This is a genomic window from Enterovibrio norvegicus FF-33, from assembly GCF_000286835.2.
In the GTDB taxonomy this organism is placed as follows: domain Bacteria; phylum Pseudomonadota; class Gammaproteobacteria; order Enterobacterales; family Vibrionaceae; genus Enterovibrio; species Enterovibrio norvegicus_A.
Window position 1 is genome coordinate 502001 of record NZ_AJYD02000013.1, and the last position, 19940, is coordinate 521940.

At 47.7% G+C, this 19940-nt stretch carries 14 protein-coding genes; 10 read left to right on the plus strand and 4 right to left on the minus strand.

Features of this window, described 5'->3' with window-relative positions:
* Positions 1–20: 20 nt before the first annotated feature.
* Together A1OO_RS04635 and A1OO_RS04640 are read right to left on the minus strand one after the other, a co-directional pair.
* The gene (locus tag A1OO_RS04635; RefSeq protein WP_016958447.1) at positions 21–1136 is read right to left on the minus strand and encodes a hybrid-cluster NAD(P)-dependent oxidoreductase; all 1116 of its coding nucleotides are present in this window, start codon (positions 1134–1136) and stop codon (positions 21–23) included.
* Positions 1137–1254: 118 nt separating this feature from the next.
* Positions 1255–2508, minus strand: coding sequence for an aromatic ring-hydroxylating oxygenase subunit alpha (locus A1OO_RS04640; protein ID WP_016958446.1), 1254 nt, complete (start codon positions 2506–2508; stop codon positions 1255–1257).
* 494 nt (positions 2509–3002) lie between these two features.
* Here A1OO_RS04640 and A1OO_RS04645 point away from each other — a divergent pair, with 494 nt between their 5' ends.
* The 4 genes from A1OO_RS04645 (at position 3003) to A1OO_RS04660 (ending at position 8263) form a co-directional block, all read left to right on the plus strand.
* Complete coding sequence (locus A1OO_RS04645; RefSeq protein WP_017004770.1) at positions 3003–4052, plus strand: hypothetical protein; 1050 nt, start codon at positions 3003–3005, stop codon at positions 4050–4052.
* 96 nt (positions 4053–4148) lie between these two features.
* Positions 4149–5219 (plus strand): hypothetical protein, encoded by a 1071-nt coding sequence (locus tag A1OO_RS04650; protein WP_017004771.1) that lies wholly within the window; start codon positions 4149–4151, stop codon positions 5217–5219.
* Positions 5220–5561: 342 nt separating this feature from the next.
* The gene (locus A1OO_RS04655; protein ID WP_017004772.1) at positions 5562–7037 is read left to right on the plus strand and encodes an EAL domain-containing protein; all 1476 of its coding nucleotides are present in this window, start codon (positions 5562–5564) and stop codon (positions 7035–7037) included.
* A gap of 236 nt (positions 7038–7273) precedes the next feature.
* The gene (locus A1OO_RS04660; RefSeq protein ID WP_241819042.1) at positions 7274–8263 is read left to right on the plus strand and encodes a hypothetical protein; all 990 of its coding nucleotides are present in this window, start codon (positions 7274–7276) and stop codon (positions 8261–8263) included.
* A gap of 22 nt (positions 8264–8285) precedes the next feature.
* On the opposite strand, the gene A1OO_RS04665 is transcribed toward A1OO_RS04660, so the two are convergent.
* Complete coding sequence (locus A1OO_RS04665; protein ID WP_017004773.1) at positions 8286–9491, minus strand: pyridoxal-phosphate-dependent aminotransferase family protein; 1206 nt, start codon at positions 9489–9491, stop codon at positions 8286–8288.
* 359 nt (positions 9492–9850) lie between these two features.
* Between A1OO_RS04665 and A1OO_RS04670 the strand changes: the two genes are divergently transcribed.
* The 3 genes from A1OO_RS04670 to A1OO_RS04680 all read left to right on the plus strand — a co-directional run bounded on the left by A1OO_RS04670 (position 9851) and on the right by A1OO_RS04680 (position 13179).
* Positions 9851–10174 (plus strand): hypothetical protein, encoded by a 324-nt coding sequence (locus tag A1OO_RS04670; protein WP_016958440.1) that lies wholly within the window; start codon positions 9851–9853, stop codon positions 10172–10174.
* Between the two features lie 153 nt (positions 10175–10327).
* Entirely contained in the window at positions 10328–11173 is an 846-nt protein-coding gene (locus tag A1OO_RS04675) for a LysR family transcriptional regulator (RefSeq protein WP_016958439.1), read from the plus strand.
* 380 nt (positions 11174–11553) lie between these two features.
* Entirely contained in the window at positions 11554–13179 is a 1626-nt protein-coding gene (locus A1OO_RS04680; protein WP_017004774.1) for a methyl-accepting chemotaxis protein, read from the plus strand.
* 59 nt (positions 13180–13238) lie between these two features.
* Here the strand turns inward: A1OO_RS04680 and A1OO_RS04685 are convergent, their stop codons facing one another.
* Positions 13239–14120 (minus strand): LysR family transcriptional regulator, encoded by an 882-nt coding sequence (locus tag A1OO_RS04685; protein WP_017004775.1) that lies wholly within the window; start codon positions 14118–14120, stop codon positions 13239–13241.
* Between the two features lie 371 nt (positions 14121–14491).
* Between A1OO_RS04685 and A1OO_RS04690 the strand changes: the two genes are divergently transcribed.
* From A1OO_RS04690 to A1OO_RS04700, 3 genes are all read left to right on the plus strand, one after another.
* Positions 14492–15799 (plus strand): dicarboxylate/amino acid:cation symporter, encoded by a 1308-nt coding sequence (locus A1OO_RS04690; protein WP_017004776.1) that lies wholly within the window; start codon positions 14492–14494, stop codon positions 15797–15799.
* Positions 15800–16092: 293 nt separating this feature from the next.
* Complete coding sequence (locus tag A1OO_RS04695; protein ID WP_017004777.1) at positions 16093–17727, plus strand: BCCT family transporter; 1635 nt, start codon at positions 16093–16095, stop codon at positions 17725–17727.
* A 509-nt stretch (positions 17728–18236) separates the two neighbouring features.
* Positions 18237–19871 (plus strand): BCCT family transporter, encoded by a 1635-nt coding sequence (locus tag A1OO_RS04700; protein WP_016958434.1) that lies wholly within the window; start codon positions 18237–18239, stop codon positions 19869–19871.
* The last annotated feature ends 69 nt before the right edge of the window (positions 19872–19940 follow it).

Genomic DNA, 19940 nt, shown 5'->3' on the forward strand with positions numbered 1-19940 from the left:
TAGCGTGGATTGCAGGTTAATCAGGTCTCAATAGAAACATCTTTGATCGGGGTGCTACAGCAGCTGAGAATATAGCCTTCTTCCATTTCCTCGTCGCTGATCCCGCCGTTGTGCTCCATGTTCACTTCACCAGAAAGCAATCGAACCTTGCACGAGCCGCAAATCCCCATACCACAGGCTTTCGGTACGTGAATGCCCAACTTTGCACTGGCAGCATGAATGGTTTCGTTCTCGCTCAAGGTGACAGACATGCCTTCATCGACAAACTCAACCGCAAAGCCATTCGCGGGAAGCTCATCAGCAATTTGTGCCAACTCCGCGGATTCTTCTGCATCTTCGATCGCATCTGCAGGTGTCTCGCCAAAGCTCTCTTCATGGTATCGACTCATGTCATAGCCAAGATCAGTCAGCATGGCGCGAACGGCTCTCATGTACGGCTCAGGGCCACAACAGTAGACTTCCCGTTGCAATACGTCAGAGGCGATGAGCTGTAAGAGTTCTTTGGTTAAAAAACCGCGATAGCCGTGCCAGCTTTCGCCGATGTCATACCGTTCACAGATGATGCTGACTTCGAAGTTATCAATGCGCGAGGCAATGAGCTCCAGTTCTTTCAAAAAGATGATGTCTTTGGGGGTTTGGGCGCTGTGAACGAATTTCATGTCTACTGCGCCGTTGGTGTCGTACCACCATCGCGCCATCGACATGACGGGGGTAATGCCAACGCCGCCAGAAAGAAACAAGGCTTTGTCGGTAGGGTGATCAATACAGTTAAAGTTGCCAATAGGCCCATGCACGGCGAGTTCATCATCCACCCGCAAGTTATCATGTAGCCAGTTAGATACTTGACCGTTTTTGACGCGTTTGACAGTAATGGAAAAGCTGTAAGGCACAGAAGGGGAAGATGACATGGTGTAGCTGCGCATGACTTGCTCAGTACCGATGTTTAGTTCAAGCGTGACAAACTGACCCGGTTTGAAGAAATACAGTATGGGCGTTTGGCTCACAAAGCAGAATGTCTTCACGTCATGGGTTTCTTGAATCACTTTTACACAACGAACAAGGTGGCGCCCATTGACCCACGTTTGTGTGTTTACCGGGTTGAGACTGTTTTCAGCGCCAGCGTCCAGTTCACTCATGCCTTTATCCCTAATCAATTAACACAAATTAATGTCTCTAAGTTATAGGGGATTTTGTTGTGCTTTCCCGTTTGTGAGTTACGCAAACACGACACTGACATACCTGAAACCACACGGGTTACCCTAAGTTTTCTTCTAGCCGCTCGCAGTACCAATTGACGAAATTGATGACGCCAAACTCAAAGGTTTTGGAGTAAGGGCCAGGTTGGTAGGCCACGGAGTTCACGCCGCGCTGGTTATTTTCTGCCAGCGATCTGTCCTGTGCATTGGTGGCTGTCCAGACCTTGGCGAGGTTTTCAGGGTCGTAATCGACACCTTCAACGGCGTCCTTGTGAACCAGCCAGCGCGTAACAACACGGGTTTCCTGTGGGCTGATGGGGATGATCTGAAATGCGATCAAGTTGTCGCCCATGCCATGGTTCCATGAGTTGGGTAAATGCAGAATACGCAATGCGCCGAGATCTGGTGAGGTAATGCGTCCCATGAGTTTTGTGCTGGCCACTTTGCCGTCCAGCGTCATGGAGTGGGTGCCAGCTTTTAAGGGGGTACGAACAAGGCGGTTTCGGTTGTTGTACGCCCCTTTGAAGAGGTAAGGAATATCGAGCGTATCCCATAGCGCTTGTTTCTCGGCAACCAGCGCTTTGAATTCTGGTGTCGAGCGAGGGTCGTTGTTATCGTCCCATTCCAGCAGTGAAGCGAGCAGTTCGGGGTGTGAGCCGTCGCAGTGGTAGCACTCGCGGTTGTTCTCGACCACCAGTTTCCAGTTGGCTTTTTCTATGATTTCACTTTGTACCGCAATTTTGGTGTCTTCCATACCATGCGGTTCAAGGTATAGGTTCATGTCATCAAGAAACTCTTGAATGGGCGGTGGGTTGTCTGCCAAACACACAAAGATATAGCCGCCTGCGGATTCGCAGTGCACTGGGTGAAGCGAAAACTGTTGTTTATCAAAATCGTCGCCCATATCGGATCCGGCATAAACCAGTGTCCCATCCAGATCGTAAGCCCATTGGTGATAGGAGCAAACCAGCTTGGGGGATTTCCCGCGTTGCGTGAGGCAAAGCTTAGAGCCACGATGGCGGCACACGTTATGAAAAGCGGTGATTTCATTGTTGTTGTCGCGAAGAATGACGATGGGATTGTCGCCCAGCTCTAAGGTGATGAAGCTGCCTTTTTTGGGTAATTCACAGGTCATGCCTGCAAAAATCCACTCTTTGCCAAAAATCTCTTCCATGTCGATGCGGAACAGTTCAGGACTGGTATAGAAGGGCTGTTCTAGTGTGTAGTCGGGAATGCGCCGCTCAAGCATGGTTTTCACCATCTCTCTGTTGATTGGCATGGTGTCGATGTTCTTCACAGGCAGATGACTCATGGCCCTTTCCTTACTTCCAACCGTATCAAAACGTTCAGCCGTCTCAAACTGCGGTCAACCTTCTTTGGTCAAACCATAGTGAGGGGGATATTCTTCAGATAATGCCGTGATTCAAATAGGGGTATTTATGTAATTACGACGTGATTCGCGCCGTTTTACGACGGAGAAGCAGAAAAAAATCAGGCGAAAATGCAAGGTATGTTCAGGGTGGCAACGAGACGAACGGCTCATGAACAGTGTGAGCGTTATTCATAAATTAAAGATGGTTGAGGCGGGTATAGTAAATAATGAAATAAGTTTCAGTGAGTGTTTTTTAGATATAAATATTTCAGTCAATAATGTCGCACTTATACAATACCTGTCTTCAAATACTTCGATTTGTACTTTGATAATTCCCTTGTTAAGCGAATGGGATCAAGATCAATGTTAATCAATTGTTATATTTTAATCTCTCATCTAGGCTGTTCGAAACCAATAAAAAAGGATGGTTTGAAATGAAGAGATTCATCGCAATGCTCTCACTCGCTGCTGCAACGTTTTCCGTTTCTACTTTTGCCGCGATTGGCCAGCATCCCGTCGTTCTTGTGCATGGGCTGCAACCCGCACAATTACAGGCAAGACCAGATGCGACAGAGGTTCGTGCTGATGGAGAAGTCTATTGGCAGGCGTACTGGCTCACCCATGCTGATGTGCGGATCGATTGGCCTTCCCATGAAAGGATTGCGGGTAAAATTGCCAGTGATTATGCGTGGCCGAAATTAAAACAACTGGCACAAAGTAATACCTGTGTGAACGGTTGTATTTTTGTTACACATTCAACGGGAGATCTCGTCACCCGTTATATTTTAGATAATCAAGAAAACTGGATTTTAAACGAAGGTTTAACACCATTAAATATTATTTCCACGTTTGATTTCGCAGGCGCGGGTGGTGGTTCAGAGCTTGCAGATTTGGCGGTAAATATTGCCGAAGGTGGGGGTGTTTTAAACGCCTCGCTGAGATTGGCTATCTCACTTTGGCTTGGGGACATACCCAATAGCAGCAATGTCGGTGTGTTGAATGATCTGAAAGTATCGAATGCTCGCCAGATCGCACCGTTTCCTGATGGGCGTGTGCCAAGAGTCCGTTTTGTCGGCGATGATTCTGAGTACTTTGGTTTAACGTCGCCTTTCTTACCCGGTCATGATGATGGTGTTGTGTCGTCGCATTCAACCTGTGGTGCAAGCCGCGCGGGCAGCTTTGGCAGTTGTTCTACGTCGGTGGCGTTTGATGGCAAGGTGGCGTATCAATCTAATGGCGTTTCTAGCTTTATGCCGCGCCATTACCCGATGTTAATGGGGAGCGGTTATGGTCACGGTGAGTTAATTGGCGATCGCCATCAAGGAAAAGTGACGACAGCACGCAAAAGTGCGGTATTAGCTAACGGTCAGTCGATTTCTGTCGCTACGCAGGATAAATGGTCGTGGTGGAAATGGGCGACGTATCGTCATGTGAATGGCTCCGACGATCACACCATGTCAGAACTGGTTGCTGATTTGCTTTGACCGCGTGCTGACTTAGCTTTAAAGCATGAGTACAACGAAGATACAGCTTGAAAAGGGGAGTCTGACTCCCCTTATTTGTATGAACAAGGATTGTCGATGAAGCGGTTGTGGATGGTGGTTGCGCTAGTTAGTGTTGGGTTAGGCGTTTTTTGGTTTGCAGGTACGCAAGATAACGCCCCTCAACGCATGGATTTACTGCCAGCAAACAGTGAAGAGAAGCGCTCAACCATGGTGTTGGCTACGACGGGAATCGCCAATGTTAAGCGCGATGTTTCGCCTAGGGTTGAGACAGCACCTACCGAAGAGAAAGTGGTGGTGTCGGAAGCCATGTCAGCGCAGTTTTCCCGCATTGCTCAAACATTTGAAAGTGAGTTGAATTACCCGCCGTATTCTCAGCCCATTGTGGATTTAGCGAGCCCATATCTGACGCCTAACCATTTTGCGGTGGTTGAAATGCCCGTTCTAGACGGTAAACACTCAGCGGCGCTGGTGGTCGATAAATATCGCTATTTTTTCCCTGAACCCATCGCGTTTAGGGTGAAAAGTGGCCTGCCTGTCACGGGCATGAAGTTTGACTTGATTGATATCGATACACGCGAAGTGGTGGCCTCCGGTAACAGTGAGAACGCACAAGGGAAACTAACAGCAAAAGAGAATTGGCCTGCCAATGTGCGCCTTCGCGTTAAGGTGCAGTTTGCTGGTGGTGGGGATGTATTAACGGCCGACGTGAACTATCAAAACCCAGTGGCTTACCTACTCGGTGCGCAACCCGCGTATGTGCAAGGGGCTGACTGGACGATCCCGCTGGATATTGATGCTAAAAAAGCCGGCTTATATCGCGTGCGCGCCAATCTTTACAGAGTCGATGGTACGCCTGTCGCGGTGCTAACCAGTAAGCAAAGGTTAACCGAAGGGGAGAGTGTGATGGATGTGAAAGCCCATCAATCCGTATTTGGTGGTGAAAGTGGTGAGTACCAGCTTCGTGACATTCAAGTGGAGCGTATGTCTGGTTCTCCGGGAGAAAAAACGCGCTATGGTGTGTCGAATGTCTCGGTGATTGAGTTGGGTCCATTCAATGCAAATAGCCTGTCAGAAGAGTCTTATCAGCCATCGGAGCAAGAGCGCCAGCAGCTTCTTTTCTTGAAAAGTTTATCGGGGGAAGTCTAACAATCTCGCCTCGCCAAGCATCTTGATGCCATTTGCAGATAGTTGCTTGAAACAACCATTTGAGCCACTAAAGCTCAAACCTCGCTACTTTTGTGTGATCCATTGCATCTGTCCGCAAATCTTTCCAGTCTATTTGGTCGTTACATCGTTTGTTTCATGGCGATTTCATTTTAAGAGTGATATATATCGCGCTCTTTTTATTTTGCCCATTTTTTTTGACCAATAAATCTGTAACTAGCTGCTCTATTACATGTTCTCAATGTTGAGGGGTGGTTAATAAGTTAGACAGCTTGCTGGTCTTTTTGTTGGGTACATCTGCTATTTTGAAGGTTTGCCGAATCAATGAAGTTCGATAAACAGGATGCGGTTTACTACCTCGTTTTGCTTTGTGTGCCGTTGTTTTTTTCTGTTGCATTTGGTCTGTATTTGTCCAAATTGACCATAGACAAACATGCTGAAGAGTTTGGTGCCTTCTATCTACAAGCCGTCGAGCGTAAAGCGACAGTGCTGGCTACTCAGGTCAGTATGGCACTGAGTGAGCCCGAAAATTGTCGAGTCATCCAAGACAGGATGGCGCTTTTGCCCAATGTTGAGCATTACATCACGGTCAAAGATGGAGAAATACTCTGTCAGTCGAATCAGTTTTTTGACTGGGTTGATCTGGCATTGCTTGAGAAAAAAATTGAGCCAGGTATACACAGCTACAGGAAAATTGATGCGGACGAAAGCAGTGAAAAAGTGCTTGTCGTAGCCACGGAAAAAACGCAAAACGGACAAGGATTCGTGGTGCTGACCAAGCCGGCGTTTCATGAATATCTGGATCTGGCGTCTTCTGCGCGTTATTCCAAACTGACCATTTGGTTCGGCAGTGCGACTTTGGTTGGCAAATGCTATGCAGATCAGGTCATTGAAAATTCGGTAAGTTCCGACAAATACCATATCAGAATTGGTGCATCAGCATCGGATAGCAATGTGAACAAGACGATGGCTATGTTTGTACTATCGAGCATGCCGATTGCGTTGTTGCTTTCCCTTTTGGCGCATCTGCTGATCCGTTTTTTCACGCCTCGTTTTTCGCTCGCAGAAGAAATTAGACGGGGTATGGAGCGAAAAGAGTTTCATCTGCAGTATCAGCCCATTTATGGCAAAGATAACCGATTGCACGGTTTTGAGGCGTTGGCGCGTTGGCAGCACCCAACAATGGGGAGCGTCAGTCCTGAAATATTTATTCCTGAAATCGAAAATCAGCAACTGAGTATGCCGTTTACGCGTTATGTATTTAAAACTGTCGTCGAAGACATGGCATCGCTTAATTTTACTCAGTGTTATCACTTAGGCGTTAACGTGCCGCCGGAGTTCATGTGCAGTGATGACCTTGAAGACACGTTGAAAGCAACGTTAAAAGAATTCGATCGTGTGAATCTGTCGTTAACGTTAGAAGTGACTGAGCGACAACTACTCGATGAAAAAGCGATCTTACAGATTGATGCTGTGCGTGATTTAGGTGTTCGCGTGGCGATTGATGATTTCGGTGTGGGGCATACTTCGCTGTCTATGTTACAGCGGCTTAAGTTTGATTACCTCAAAATCGACAAATGCTTTGTTGATACAGTGGGGGTCGACTCCATTAATGCGCCGGTGCTGGAATCGATCATCGAACTGGCTCATCGTTTAAACATCGACATTGTCGCTGAAGGGGTAGAAAACGAAGAACAAGCGATATTTTTGGCTGACCGAGGCTGCGAATATCAACAAGGCTATTTCCACGATAAGCCCATGTCGATTGAGGCAGTGAGAAGTCGCCATTTGATGCACTAAGTCGCTCGATGATGGTGTATGAGGCGCCAAAGATTGTCACTTTTCCGTCTAAATAGGCAAAGAGGCCTTTTAAAAGTGATGGAATGTGCTACTGAACTGCATGTTATTCGCAAATATAAACTATTCTTTTTTAATGATATTAACAGTCAGAGAGAGAGTAGCGTTTGGAGGCGATTAAGCAGACTGAATCAATTTGCATGAAGCGCCACTGGCGAGCGGGGTTGATCGGAACCGAAATGTTCTGGGCAGATCTGCTTGTAGATGATCGATTTTCTGATGAATCTGGCAGCCTGAGTCAATATGTGGTTGATTACCGGGCGAATTTAAAAAGCCATTTGAGCCATACGCTTTCTCATCCCAGAGTCTTTTTACTTGGGCTTAGAGAGAAGGTTCGCTTTAATTATTTTAGACGTCCAAGTTATAACTTCTTTACCAAAAAAATGAAATTCTATTTGCTGGTGGGAGCTGAATCGAAACAGATTTCGATCACCGTCAAACTGGCTGACTTTTTCTTCAAAGATTTGCCTAAGCCGAAAGTCATCCTTGAACCTCATTTTGTGACCTTGCTTAAAAGCGAGTCTGAAAACGTCACACTGTCAGTCCACGATTTTCTTTCCACTGTGGGGGTTGACCTTGGTTTTCATTGCGACGTGGTCGCGGCGGGATCTTGCCCGTCACCGTATTGGGGGGAAGAGATCGAAGAAGCTGAAGCGTTAGTTGCGTTCACCGCTGAGGCAAAGCAACACATCACCAAAGGGAAAGATTTGGTGGTGTATCTGAATGAGTATCAGCTTGACGCTGACTATGTCGCGGGCGTGAATCTTGTGTCGGATCTTTCTCTCGATAATATCGCCAATGTTGATCGGGGGGACGCGGAAACTGAAGCACGAGATGTTAAAACGGATAACGCTATAGAAGAGGTCGCTGGGGATGTGACACCGACAATCGAACTGAACCAATCTCAGTTATTGATGCTTGCTCGCTGTTTTACGTTGTACTTTTTTGGCTCAGATAAGCAAAAAGCGGTCTCGATAAAAAATGCAGACAACAACCTTTCTCGGTTCATGCAGCGCGCATCGATGACTCGCATATGGGTCGACCATGGCTATGAGTCTGACGGCGAGTATTTGCGTTTGGGATCAGAGGAAGTGACACACTCACCAAACCATGTGTTTTCAATTACGCAAGAGGATGGTGAGTTATCGGTTGATCGTTCTAATAGCTGACAATTAACACAACGAATAGCAGTTAGACGAACTGCGGCTGATATTCCTGCAATGCTTTTTCCAACATCGCCACACCTCGAGGCAGGTTAGCCTCTCCATCCAACCCTTGAATTGTCGAACCTAACGCGTGAATCGTGCGGAAAATATTGTGCACACGACACTGTTCGCCCATTTGTCCGATACGGACAATATCTAACCCAAATGAACCTGAGATTTCGACTTTAAAATCGTTCGAAATGCGTGCAAGAATTGTTTTTTGATCAATCCCCTTCGGAACATGAATACCCACCACAGAGTTCAAGCGTGATGCTTTGTCGGCATACAACGACAGTCCTAATCCTTCAATGCCTGCTTGTAGTGCTAATGAGCAGCGTAAATGACGGTCGAAACGACCCGGTAAGGTCTCTTCACAGACAAGACGCAGTGCTTCATGAATCGCCATGATGCCCGATACGGGGGCGGTGTAATGGTATGAGCTTTGGTACCAGAATTTATCGGCCAGTTTGGCATCCAAACACCAATGGCGCAGCGTGTCTTGGCGCGAGGTGATTTTGTCCCATGCGTGCTCAGAAAATGCCACGAGGGAAACCCCGGGAATGCAGCTCAGGCCTTTTTGTCCGCCCGTGATCACGGCATCAACACCCCACTCATCCATGTACAGTGGCATTGTGCTCAGGGTACAGACGGCATCAACAATCACCAGACAGCCTGCCGCTTTCGCCGCGCGGCAAATATCCGGCAGCGCACTGTTGCACACAGTGTTTGATGTTTCACCTTGCACAATGGTGAGCACTTTCGGTGAGTATTTGGCGATAGCTTGTTCAACCAATAAGGGATCAGCCGCTTTGCCTTCTTCAATGACAAAACGCGTGACATTGCCTTCTACACGTTCAGACATTTCGGATAAGCGGGTACTGAAGAATCCGTTACACACAGACAAGACGTTATCGCCCGGTGCAACCAAGTTGGCAACCGCCATTTCCATCGCGGCAGAGCCGGGGCCTGCCACACCCAAAATGTGTGATGACTCGGTTTGGAAAACGTAGCGCGACATGGCTTTGACCTGCTCGATAATGCGAGACATGGTTTCACCAAGGTGGTTGATCACGATCCCATTGGCGGCTGCCACTTTGGCAGGAATTGGCACTGGGCCCGCACCCATCATTAAAAGAGGTTCGTCTGGCAAGATGCTGTCTAATGATTCTACGATTGGGGCGGAAATGCGCACGCAATAACTCCTGTAAGGTGGTGACGTCCAATGTCTTTCTGTTCAGGCATCTTAAAACAGCGGTGTTGTGATTACCACGCGAAGCATGCCTTAAAGTGGGGAAATATCGGCCAGCTGCATTGAAATGGATAAAACGGGCAACAATCGAGAGACCCATAAAAAATGCAGGTCTCGATTCACTTTTCGTGACGGTCTGTACGGGCAGACGTACCACGTAGGCGTCCAATGTTCGTTCTTAATTACGTTCGGGTGTTATGGGATTGGTTGCATTCTCTTTGATAGAACACGTGTCAAAAGAGGGGGGAGATTACACTTAGCTAAATAAACCAATACGCGGTTGAAAAGCGGTGGGAGGCCAGATGTTTGAGCTTTGGTTGGATGTGGCATTAGGTGCGTTGTGGGGCTTGTGGCTCGTCATGTACCTTGATAGGTTTTACAACAAGCAAGTGGCCGCTATTTATCTTTGCGTGTTTGTTTTTGTGCAAAAGAGCTTCAAAGCGAATCGTGCACTGGCCTCTTTTATTAACCTTTTACTGCTTTGCCTTTTCCTCATGATTGCGTCTGCGCTGATTGGCGGAGTGGTGCAGCACTGGGGATTGTTCGTTTTGGGTTGGTGTTTGGGGGGCGGCGTTTACTCTGTTTGTTTTTCTTTGCCTAAGCCGGAAGTCCGCCGCAGAGCTTGATGCAGCGAAGTCATTTCTCAATTTTCATCCCTCTGGGTACATAAGTCGTCCAAATGGCAATGAAAGTTGGCAATTTATGGCTTTTCACCTTGACCGAGACTAGCTTTTGCACGATAACGCAAGTAGATGATATTACCTTGATATAGCGCTGATATGGATACTGATTTACTACGCACCTTTTTGGAAGTCAATAAGACCCGTCATTTTGGTAAAGCCGCGACAAACTTGTATTTGACGCAGTCTGCGGTGAGTTTTCGCATCCGTCAGCTTGAAATCAAACTCGGCACCCCCGTTTTTACCCGTAAACGTGGTGACTTGCGTTTAACTGCCGCTGGTGAGCGTTTTGTGCCGTATGCGGAGAATATCCTCCAAACATGGGGGCGTGCCCGCCAAGACGTGGCATTAACTGATTCATATCAGCAACAATTGACCGTAGGGGCAACGTCGCTGATCTGGGAGTTGGAAAGCAGCAGTGATTGGCTTGAGCATGTGCAAACGGTGCAACCTGAGTGGGCACTGCGGACTGAATCGTTAAACCGCCAGCAAATTTCTAATGCCTTGTTGGAAAAGCTGGTGGATGTGGTGCTGACCAGTGAGCCGCCAAAATTGGCTGATCTGCAACAATTCCGCTTGACCAGTTTTGAGTTAGTGTTGGTGTCGAGCGAACCGGATCAGGACATGGAAAGCATCGCGGAATTACCGCTGGTGTATTTAGATTGGGGAACACGTTTTGGTGTTGAACACAGCCGTATTCCTTCGCTACAGCGCACTCCTGTTCTGCATAGCCATGGTTGTCAGCCTGCACTGAAGTTTCTGCTCAGTCGTGGAGGGGTGGGTTTTCTTCCTTTGTCTGTGGCTCAATATTGGATTGAAGCGGGTGAATTACATTTGGTGAAAGACAGCCCCTCAACGGCGAGCGAGCTATTTATGGTGTGGTTGTCGAGCAATGACAAGAATGCCGATATCGAAGAGCTTGTCACGGCTTTATCTGCGAGTTGATCCGCACTCATTTTCAAACCTTGCGTATGTTAAATAAAGTCATATAGATATGTACGCAAGGCTTTCCCGATTTTCCTCAAACACTTCCTTTCTGGCGATTGCCTCATCTACTTTTTGTCTTTATAACTGGGCGATTTGATGTTCTTTAATCTTTCTACTGGCTGTGCTAATAACGAGCTATTTGTGGTCGTTCTTCCATCTACGCCAGGTTTATTTTCATGTTTTTTTGACACTTCCGGCGGCTATTTGACGCGTGTTATTAATAGTGAAATTAAGTGTTGCGAAAGACGAATTTGAGGTGGAGTTTTAGTGAGTTAAATCACATAATGCAGCGGATTTTGATACCTCGGCACACGAAAAACTTCAGGTTTAAACGACATATGTCACTTAACAATATTTCTATTCGATACCAAATTCTGATCCCCATTTGTATTCTGGTTCTCAGCGTTTTCTCGGTTCTCATTTTCGCCAAAAGCGAAATGGAATCTTCCATGCACATGACCAGCAATACGGCGCGTCAAGCGGCAGCAGACAAAGATGATGTATCCAGACTTGCAGACATTGCCTGGGGCATGCGTGTAGAAGCGATCTATGGCATCTACGATCAAGCAAGAACGAAGGAAATGGCGAACAATGTTTCGCGACTAGGTCAAGACGCGCTCGATATTACTCGTAACATGGCGCAAACTGCGCAATTACGTGAATTGGCGCAGCAAGTCGAAAAAAGCATTGGCGATTATGTTCGCTATACCAGTGCCACTGCGGCACCGACGATTGGGGCATTTTTCGAGAACAGTGTCGATAACTCACGTTATAACGCCATGGTGAACGAATACCGTTACATGGGCAGCGACATGATGAACGCGATTGCTGAACTCTCCGCTTTCATTAATCCGTTAGTCGAACGCGACTTACAGTTGGCTGATCAAAATACGGAGCAGGCGATCATGACGACGGGCGGTATGCTCGCGGCGTCAATACTGATTGCGATGATGATCGGTTGGTGGTTATCAGGTGTGATTGTTAGACCACTTGCTGTTTTGCAAGATGTGATGCGTAGATTGGCCGCGGGGGATTTGAACGCAAGAGCCAATGATGAAGGTTCAAATGAGCTCGCACGTCTTGGCCAAGATTCCAATAAAACCATTGATCAACTACGTCATACCGTGACAACCCTTTTTAGCATCAGCGATCAAGTCGCAGCAGCATCAACACAGTTGGCGACAGTCATGACGCAATCAACGGCGAATGCACAGCTAGAGCAAGGCGAAATTGAACAAGTTGCCTCAGCAGTGACAGAACTTTCGAGTACGGCTGACAATGTGTCTGACAATGCCGTGAATGCTGATCATGCGGCGCGTCAAACGGATGAGTTAGCGTCACGAGGTTTGGCGATCTTCGAACAAAGCGCGCAAGCTGCGGTGCAAATGGCTGAATCGATAGAAAATACGGCGACCATGGTGTCTACTTTGCGTGAGCAATCAAACCGTATCAGCCTTGTTGTTGAAGTGATCCGTGGTATTTCAGAGCAAACTAACTTGCTGGCACTGAACGCGGCAATTGAAGCGGCGCGTGCTGGTCATACAGGGCGCGGTTTTGCGGTGGTTGCAGATGAAGTGCGTATGCTTGCGGCGCGAACGGAAGAGTCGACGAAAGAAATCCAAAAAATCATTGAAGGGTTACAAGGTCAGGCTTCTAAAGCAGGCGATAGCATGGGCATGTGTATGGATGTACTCGGACGCACCCAGGAACTGAGCCTACAAGCGAATGATGCATTGAATGGCATTACGCAGTCGGTAGCGCAGATCACGGATATGAACACTTTGGTCGCGACAGCGGCAGAGCAACAGTCAGCCGTGACGCAGGACATCAACCGTAATATCACTAACGTGTCGACCCTTATTACGCAGAATGTTACTGGTATCAGTCAAAGTGCGCAGGCGAGCCATGAGCTGTCTCAATTGGCTGAAAACCAAAAACAAGAACTGGCATTCTTCCGTCTGTAACGACGCAATGACTCGCGAGTAAAGTGCTCAAGAATAGCCGTCCTACAAGGGCGGCTTTTTTATGCAACGGCTTTTTTGATGAGTTCAATCACCGTCTGGTAACGCTGAGGTAAATTCCGGTAACGCTTTTGGGCTAGATAAACGGGCTGATAAACAGGATGAGTTAAAGGAAGGCAAGAAAGTTTGCTGCTCTCAGTAAAGCTGTCAATCACACCTTCCGGCAATACGGTAAAACCTAGTCCTTGTGATACTGGCAATAATATCTGTGCCAGTTGATTCACGTAGCCTCGGTCACGAAATCCGTCTAGCCCGCGATAGTGCTTGGGGTAGTTTTTGGAAAGTACCAGATCGGCATAATGGCTCGCATCGGGATGCTGAATATAGCCGAGTCGGCAAAGGGCGTCGTAATCTTGCGCGTCGACTTTGCTTTGTGATGGTACGACCAAACATAGCGATTCTTTACCTACCAGTGTTTCTTCAATCGAGGGGTGGGCGATGGGTTGTGTGCTGATGCCAATATCGATCGAATTATCCATGAGCAATGCGTGAATGCGGGAGGCAGGTGCGGCTTCGAGATGAACGGATAATTCAGGGTGCTGCTGCTGATGGGCGAGTAAAAGCGGGTAGAGTTTCATCGCCATTGCACCAGAGCAAGCAATGCGAATGGGCCCTTGATTGGGGCTGTCTTCTTTTAGCTGGGCAAGAAATGTCTCTTTGAGCTGCTTTTGTGACGCAATATACTCCGTGAGCATTATCCCCGCTTGGCTTAGTTCAAACTGTTTTCCTTCGCGATAGATCAGCGTTTCCCCGAGCGCATCTTCCAGCTTTTTAATGTGCTGACTGACGCCGGGCTGAGTCATAAACAGGCATTCGGCTGTTTTGGTAAAGCTCTGGGTTTTGACCAGCGTTTCAAATGTGGTTAGCCATTTTGGGTTCAGCATGATTGTTCATAAATTATGATTATTAAAATGATGATAATCGATAATATCCTCTCGTCAAACTGTCGCGAGATAATCGTCTCAGGTGACTTTTTGTTAACAATTTTTTGGGGAGAAACTCAAGAAATTACGCCTTATATACCGATTTCATCATTCCCTCCCAAATTGTACTGAACAATAAACAAACGAATAAATAGCCGCCTTGTTATTTTTCTGTGGTTGCAACGTTGCCGCGCGCATTTAAATGTGTGATCTGTCGCATGTTTGATGATTTGTCCCGTATTAGGGACGTATCTCAAATTGCAGATCCGCTGTTAATCTCTTTGCGCTTTGTATGTGACAAGCACGTAAATCAAGAAATGGAGTATTCAACGATGAATGCAGAAAAAAACAAGATGTCCCTGACCACGCGCGTTTTGGTGGGTATGGTCATGGGTATTGCGACCGGATTTGCGATTCGCTTTCTTTTTGCTGACGAAGGATTCGTTAATGAGTATATCGTTAACGGTCTTTTTGATGTCGGCGGACAAATATTTGTAGCCAGCCTGAAGATGCTGGTTGTGCCTTTGGTGTTCGTCTCGCTGGTATGTGGCACGAGTGCGCTGAAAGACATTGCGACCTTGGGACGTTTGGGCGGTAAAACGCTGATGTTCTATCTAGGTACCACTGCGCTCGCTATTACGCTGGCAATGAGCCTTGCTTTGCTGTTTGGCCCAGGAAAGGGCGCAGACTTAACCGCAGCTTCTAGCTTTGCGGCGACGGAAGCACCAACTTTGGGTCAAGTGATTGTGGGCATGTTCCCAACCAACCCAATCAGTTCGATGGCTGAAGGCAATACGCTGCAAATCATCATTTTCGCTGTGTTGTTTGGTATTGCGATCAGTGCTTCTGGTGCGCCGGGTGAGCGTGTTGCGTCATTTTTCCGTGATATGAATGAAGTGATCCTTAAGCTGGTTGCGCTTTTGATGAACCTTGCACCTTATGGTGTGTTCTGTTTGATGGCGAAGCTGTTTACCACGTTAGGGTTGTCAGCCATCATGAGTTTGGCTGAGTACTTCTTGGTGTTGTCGGGCGCACTGATCCTGCATGCCTTGGTGACTTACACCACGCTACTGAAAGTATTTTCGGGGCTTAGTCCAATCATCTTCCTCAAGAAGATGGAAGACGCGATTATGTTTGCGTTCTCAACGGCATCTTCTAATGCCACCATTCCTGTGTCGATGGAAACCGCGACGCGCCGTATGGGCGCAGACAACAAAATAGCATCATTCACGATCCCGCTGGGTGCGACCATTAACATGGATGGCACGGCGATGATGCAGGGTGTGGCAACGGTCTTTATCGCGCAGGCGTTTAACGTTGATTTGACGATGATGGATTACTTGACAGTGATCTTGACGGCGACGTTGGCATCGATTGGTACGGCAGGCGTACCGGGTGTAGGCCTAGTCATGTTGGCGATGGTATTGAATCAGGTGGGTCTGCCACTAGAAGGTATTGCATTGATCATGGGTGTTGACCGTCTGCTGGATATGATCCGCACTGCGGTAAATATTACCGGTGACTGTGCGGTGACATGTATTGTGGCGAAAAGTGAAGATTCCTTGGATCTGGCTCGTTACAACGACATGAAAGCGGGTGAAGAAGACGAGAAAATTGTTTTTAAGCCTTCAATACAGTAAGCCTACTTAAATAAGATCAACGCCAGCGAAACCTGGCGTTTTTTTATTCTGGAAGGCTTATTTATCTTTGCTGCAATCTAACTGATTATTTTCATTACAAATATTTCCGCATGGTATTCGTGCGGTGAATGTTTTTTACGGCTGTCATTTGCTTGGTGATTTGTATTGGAGAATTCGATTGAAACGACGATTTATTTTCGTTTTACCGAACAATCACTAACAACGATAGTTAGCCATTAATTTAATCTGTTGCTGGTTTTTTGTACCAGCCAAAAGAAAATGGAGTTGTCGTTGTGAGTGATAAAAGCCACGATGAATTGATGTCGCCGGATGGTGCTGTGGCACCTATCGATACGGATTATCAGGTAGGTCAGGATAATATCGCATTGAATATCGGCCCGTTTGGCTTGGATATTCATAACCGCGTGTTCGTGATTTCCGGTTCTATGGTGGCATTGTTTGTTGTCATCACCCTTCTGTTTCGACAGTCAGTCGGTCCACTTTTTAGTGAAATGCGAAACACACTAACCGCTCAACTGGATTGGTTCTTCATTGGTGCAGGTAACGTATTCGTTATTCTGTGTCTTCTCCTTGTTGTCAGTCCGCTTGGCAAAGTGCGTCTTGGCGGTACGGAAGCAAAACCTGATTACACCTATGTGGGTTGGTTCTCGATGCTGTTTGCAGCAGGCATGGGTATCGGCTTGATGTTCTATGGTGTGTCTGAGCCACTATCTCATTACGCGGCGTCAATGGGTGGGGTTGTTGAAGGCGCCAATGGTTTGCGTACTGACTGGTCACCGTTAGGTGGCGCAATGGGTAACGCAGACGCGGCGAAAGATCTGGGTATGGCAGCGACGATTTACCACTGGGGTCTACACCCATGGGCGATCTACGCACTGCTTGCTTTGTCTCTTGCACTGTTCTCATTCAACAAAGGTTTGCCACTGACCATGCGTTCAGTGTTTTACCCAATCTTTGGTGAGCGCATTTGGGGTTGGCCTGGCCACATCATCGATATCACTGCGGTGGTTGCGACCTTGTTTGGTTTGGCAACGTCGTTAGGCTTTGGTGCTTCGCAAGCGGCAGCGGGCTTGAACTACCTGTTTGGTATTCCAGACGGCACGCCAACGCAAATTGCGTTGATCATCGGTATTACCGGTCTTGCGTTGAGTTCAGTGGTTGCAGGTTTGGATGCGGGCGTGAAACGTCTGTCTGAATTCAACATGCTGATGGCCACGTTACTGATGGTATTCGTGATTGCGGTCGGCCCAACGTTGTCGATCTTTAGCAACCTGGTTTCAAACATGGGTGCTTATTTCGAGAATCTGCCTGCACTGTCGATGCCATTTGGTCGTGAAGACGCCAACTATTCTCAGGGTTGGACTGCCTTCTACTGGGCGTGGTGGATGTCTTGGTCACCATTCGTGGGTATGTTTATCGCGCGTGTATCGCGTGGTCGTACCGTACGTGAGTTCATCATTTGTGTGTTGTTGATTCCAACCTCTGTTTGTGTGATGTGGATGACCGCATTTGGCACGACAGCGATTGAACAGCTTCAAGGTGGCTACACTGCCGTTGTTGATGCTGAGTTGCCTTTGCAATTGTTCAGCATGCTAGATGGCTTGCCGCTGTCTAGTATTACTTCTTTGCTTGGTATCATTCTGGTTGTGGTGTTCTTTGTCACTTCGTCAGATTCTGGTTCACTGGTTATCGACACCATCTCTGCAGGCGGTAAAGTGGATTCACCAGTACCACAGCGTATTTTCTGGTGTTCATTTGTGGGCCTAGTTGCGATTTCACTGTTGCTGGGCGGCGGTCTGTCCGCGCTACAAGCCATGGTGGTCTCGACCGGTCTACCGTTTGGTATTGTACTGTTGCTCTGTGCCTTCTCTTTGGTGAAGGGACTCATGTCAGAACCACGTTCGTAACACCTCTAAAATCCGGGCGGAAACGCCCGGATTTTTTGTATCTCGCACTGAGTCACCTCAAGATCCTTGTTTCGCAACATGTCACACGCTATCGAGGCCGAGTAGAACAAGCATGTTGAGGTCATTTCATTGGCAACACCTGATCATTTTCAATATGACACATTGGCTGATTTAAGATCGTCAGAGACGCATTTACATAACTTGCTTGGCAGGCGAAAAGATAAAACTATTGTTCGAACTAGATGTATCAAATGCTTAGGGTTCAATGGTTATATTCGTCTGTGAACTGCCTGATAGTTGCTACACATGGCTAGAAATGAAGCAGAAAGCGGCAATTGCTTCGACGCAGATCTTACTATTGAAGCATTGAACACTAAGGATATGTTACAGTGCTCGGTCTGCCAGTGAGCGTTCAATATGTATGATGTCGACAGATGTTGTAATTGGCTCTTCTTCCCGCATATTCAACGCCATTGACATCACTCGCTAAACGGACAAAGGAGTTTACTGTGAGCGATAAAAGTCATGAAGAGTTAATGAAACCTGATGGTGACGTTAACCCCATCGATACCGACTATCAGGTGGGTCAAGACAACATAGCACTTAAAATTGGCCCACTCGGGCTAGACATCCACAACCGCGTATTCCTTATCTCAGGGCTTTTCATCGCGTTGTTTGTCTTTGTTACCCTTGCCTTTCAAAAAGAAGTCGCGCCAGTTTTTGGCGATATCCGCGGCTGGCTAACCTCAAACCTTGACTGGTTCTTCATTACAGCGGGTGACATTTTTGTCATTGTCTGCTTGTTTTTGATTGTCAGCCCTTTGGGTAAGGTTCGCCTTGGTGGTACTGAAGCGACGCCGGATTATACCTATCCAGGTTGGTTCTCCATGCTGTTTGCAGCAGGTATGGGCATCGGTTTGATGTTCTATGGTGTGTCGGAGCCGCTTTCTCACTATGCGTCATCGTTTGGTGGCATATCGGTTGAAGATGGCGTGAGGACGGACTGGGCGCCGCTAGGTGGTGCTGCGGGTGACGCAAGTGCAGCAGCAGATTTGGCCATGGCTGCCACTATCTATCACTGGGGTCTTCACCCTTGGGCGATTTACGCCATTCTGGCATTAGGTTTAGCACTGTTCTCCTTTAATAAGGGCTTACCACTCACCATGCGTTCTGTGTTTTACCCACTTTTCGGTGAGCGTGTTTGGGGTTGGACGGGTCATATCATTGATATATTGGCCGTGGTTGCAACGCTGTTCGGTTTGGCTACGTCCCTTGGTTTTGGTGCGTCTCAGGCTGCGGCGGGGTTGAATTTCCTATTCGGTATTCCATTGGGGACAACCACAGAAATCCTTCTGGTGGTATTTATCACGGGACTCGCACTGGTGTCGGTTGCCGCTGGGCTTGATGCGGGCGTGAAGCGTTTGTCGGAAATCAACATGATGTTGGCCATCGCGTTGTTGTCTTTTGTGATTTTGATGGGCCCAACGATCGGTATTCTTAGTGGTTTCTTCGGTAACCTGGTGGCCTATATTGAATATCTCCCTGCGCTTTCTATGCCGTTTGGTCGAGAAGATGCCAACTTCTCGCAAGGTTGGACTGCATTCTATTGGGCGTGGTGGATTTCCTGGTCGCCATTTGTCGGTATGTTCATTGCGCGTGTATCGCGTGGCCGTACCGTGCGTGAATTCATCGTTTGTGTTTTGCTGATCCCATCTACCGCTTGTGTACTTTGGATGACAGCATTTGGTGGCACGGCGATCAGCCAAGTGGTCAACGATGGCTACATGGCAGTAACGGAATCGGCGTTGCCATTGCAATTGTTCACTATGCTTGATGCGTTGCCACTGGCACAGGTCACTTCTTTCATCGGTATTATTCTGGTGGTGGTGTTCTTTGTGACGTCTTCGGATTCCGGTTCGCTGGTGATTGATACTATTTCAGCAGGCGGTAAAGTGGATGCTCCTATGCCACAGCGCGTGTTCTGGTGTACGTTTGAAGGTCTGGTCGCGATTGTGCTTCTGCTCGGGGGCGGTTTGGTTGCCTTGCAGGCCATGGCGGTGTCAACGGGCTTTCCGTTCACCATTGTTTTATTGGTTGCCTGTGTTTCAACGATAAAGGGCTTGATGTCTGAGCCCCGAGGTTAGTCACACTGGTGAGTGTAAGCAACGGGGCAGGCGATGAGTCTGCCCCGTTTCGTCTGGCTAAATGGGAAC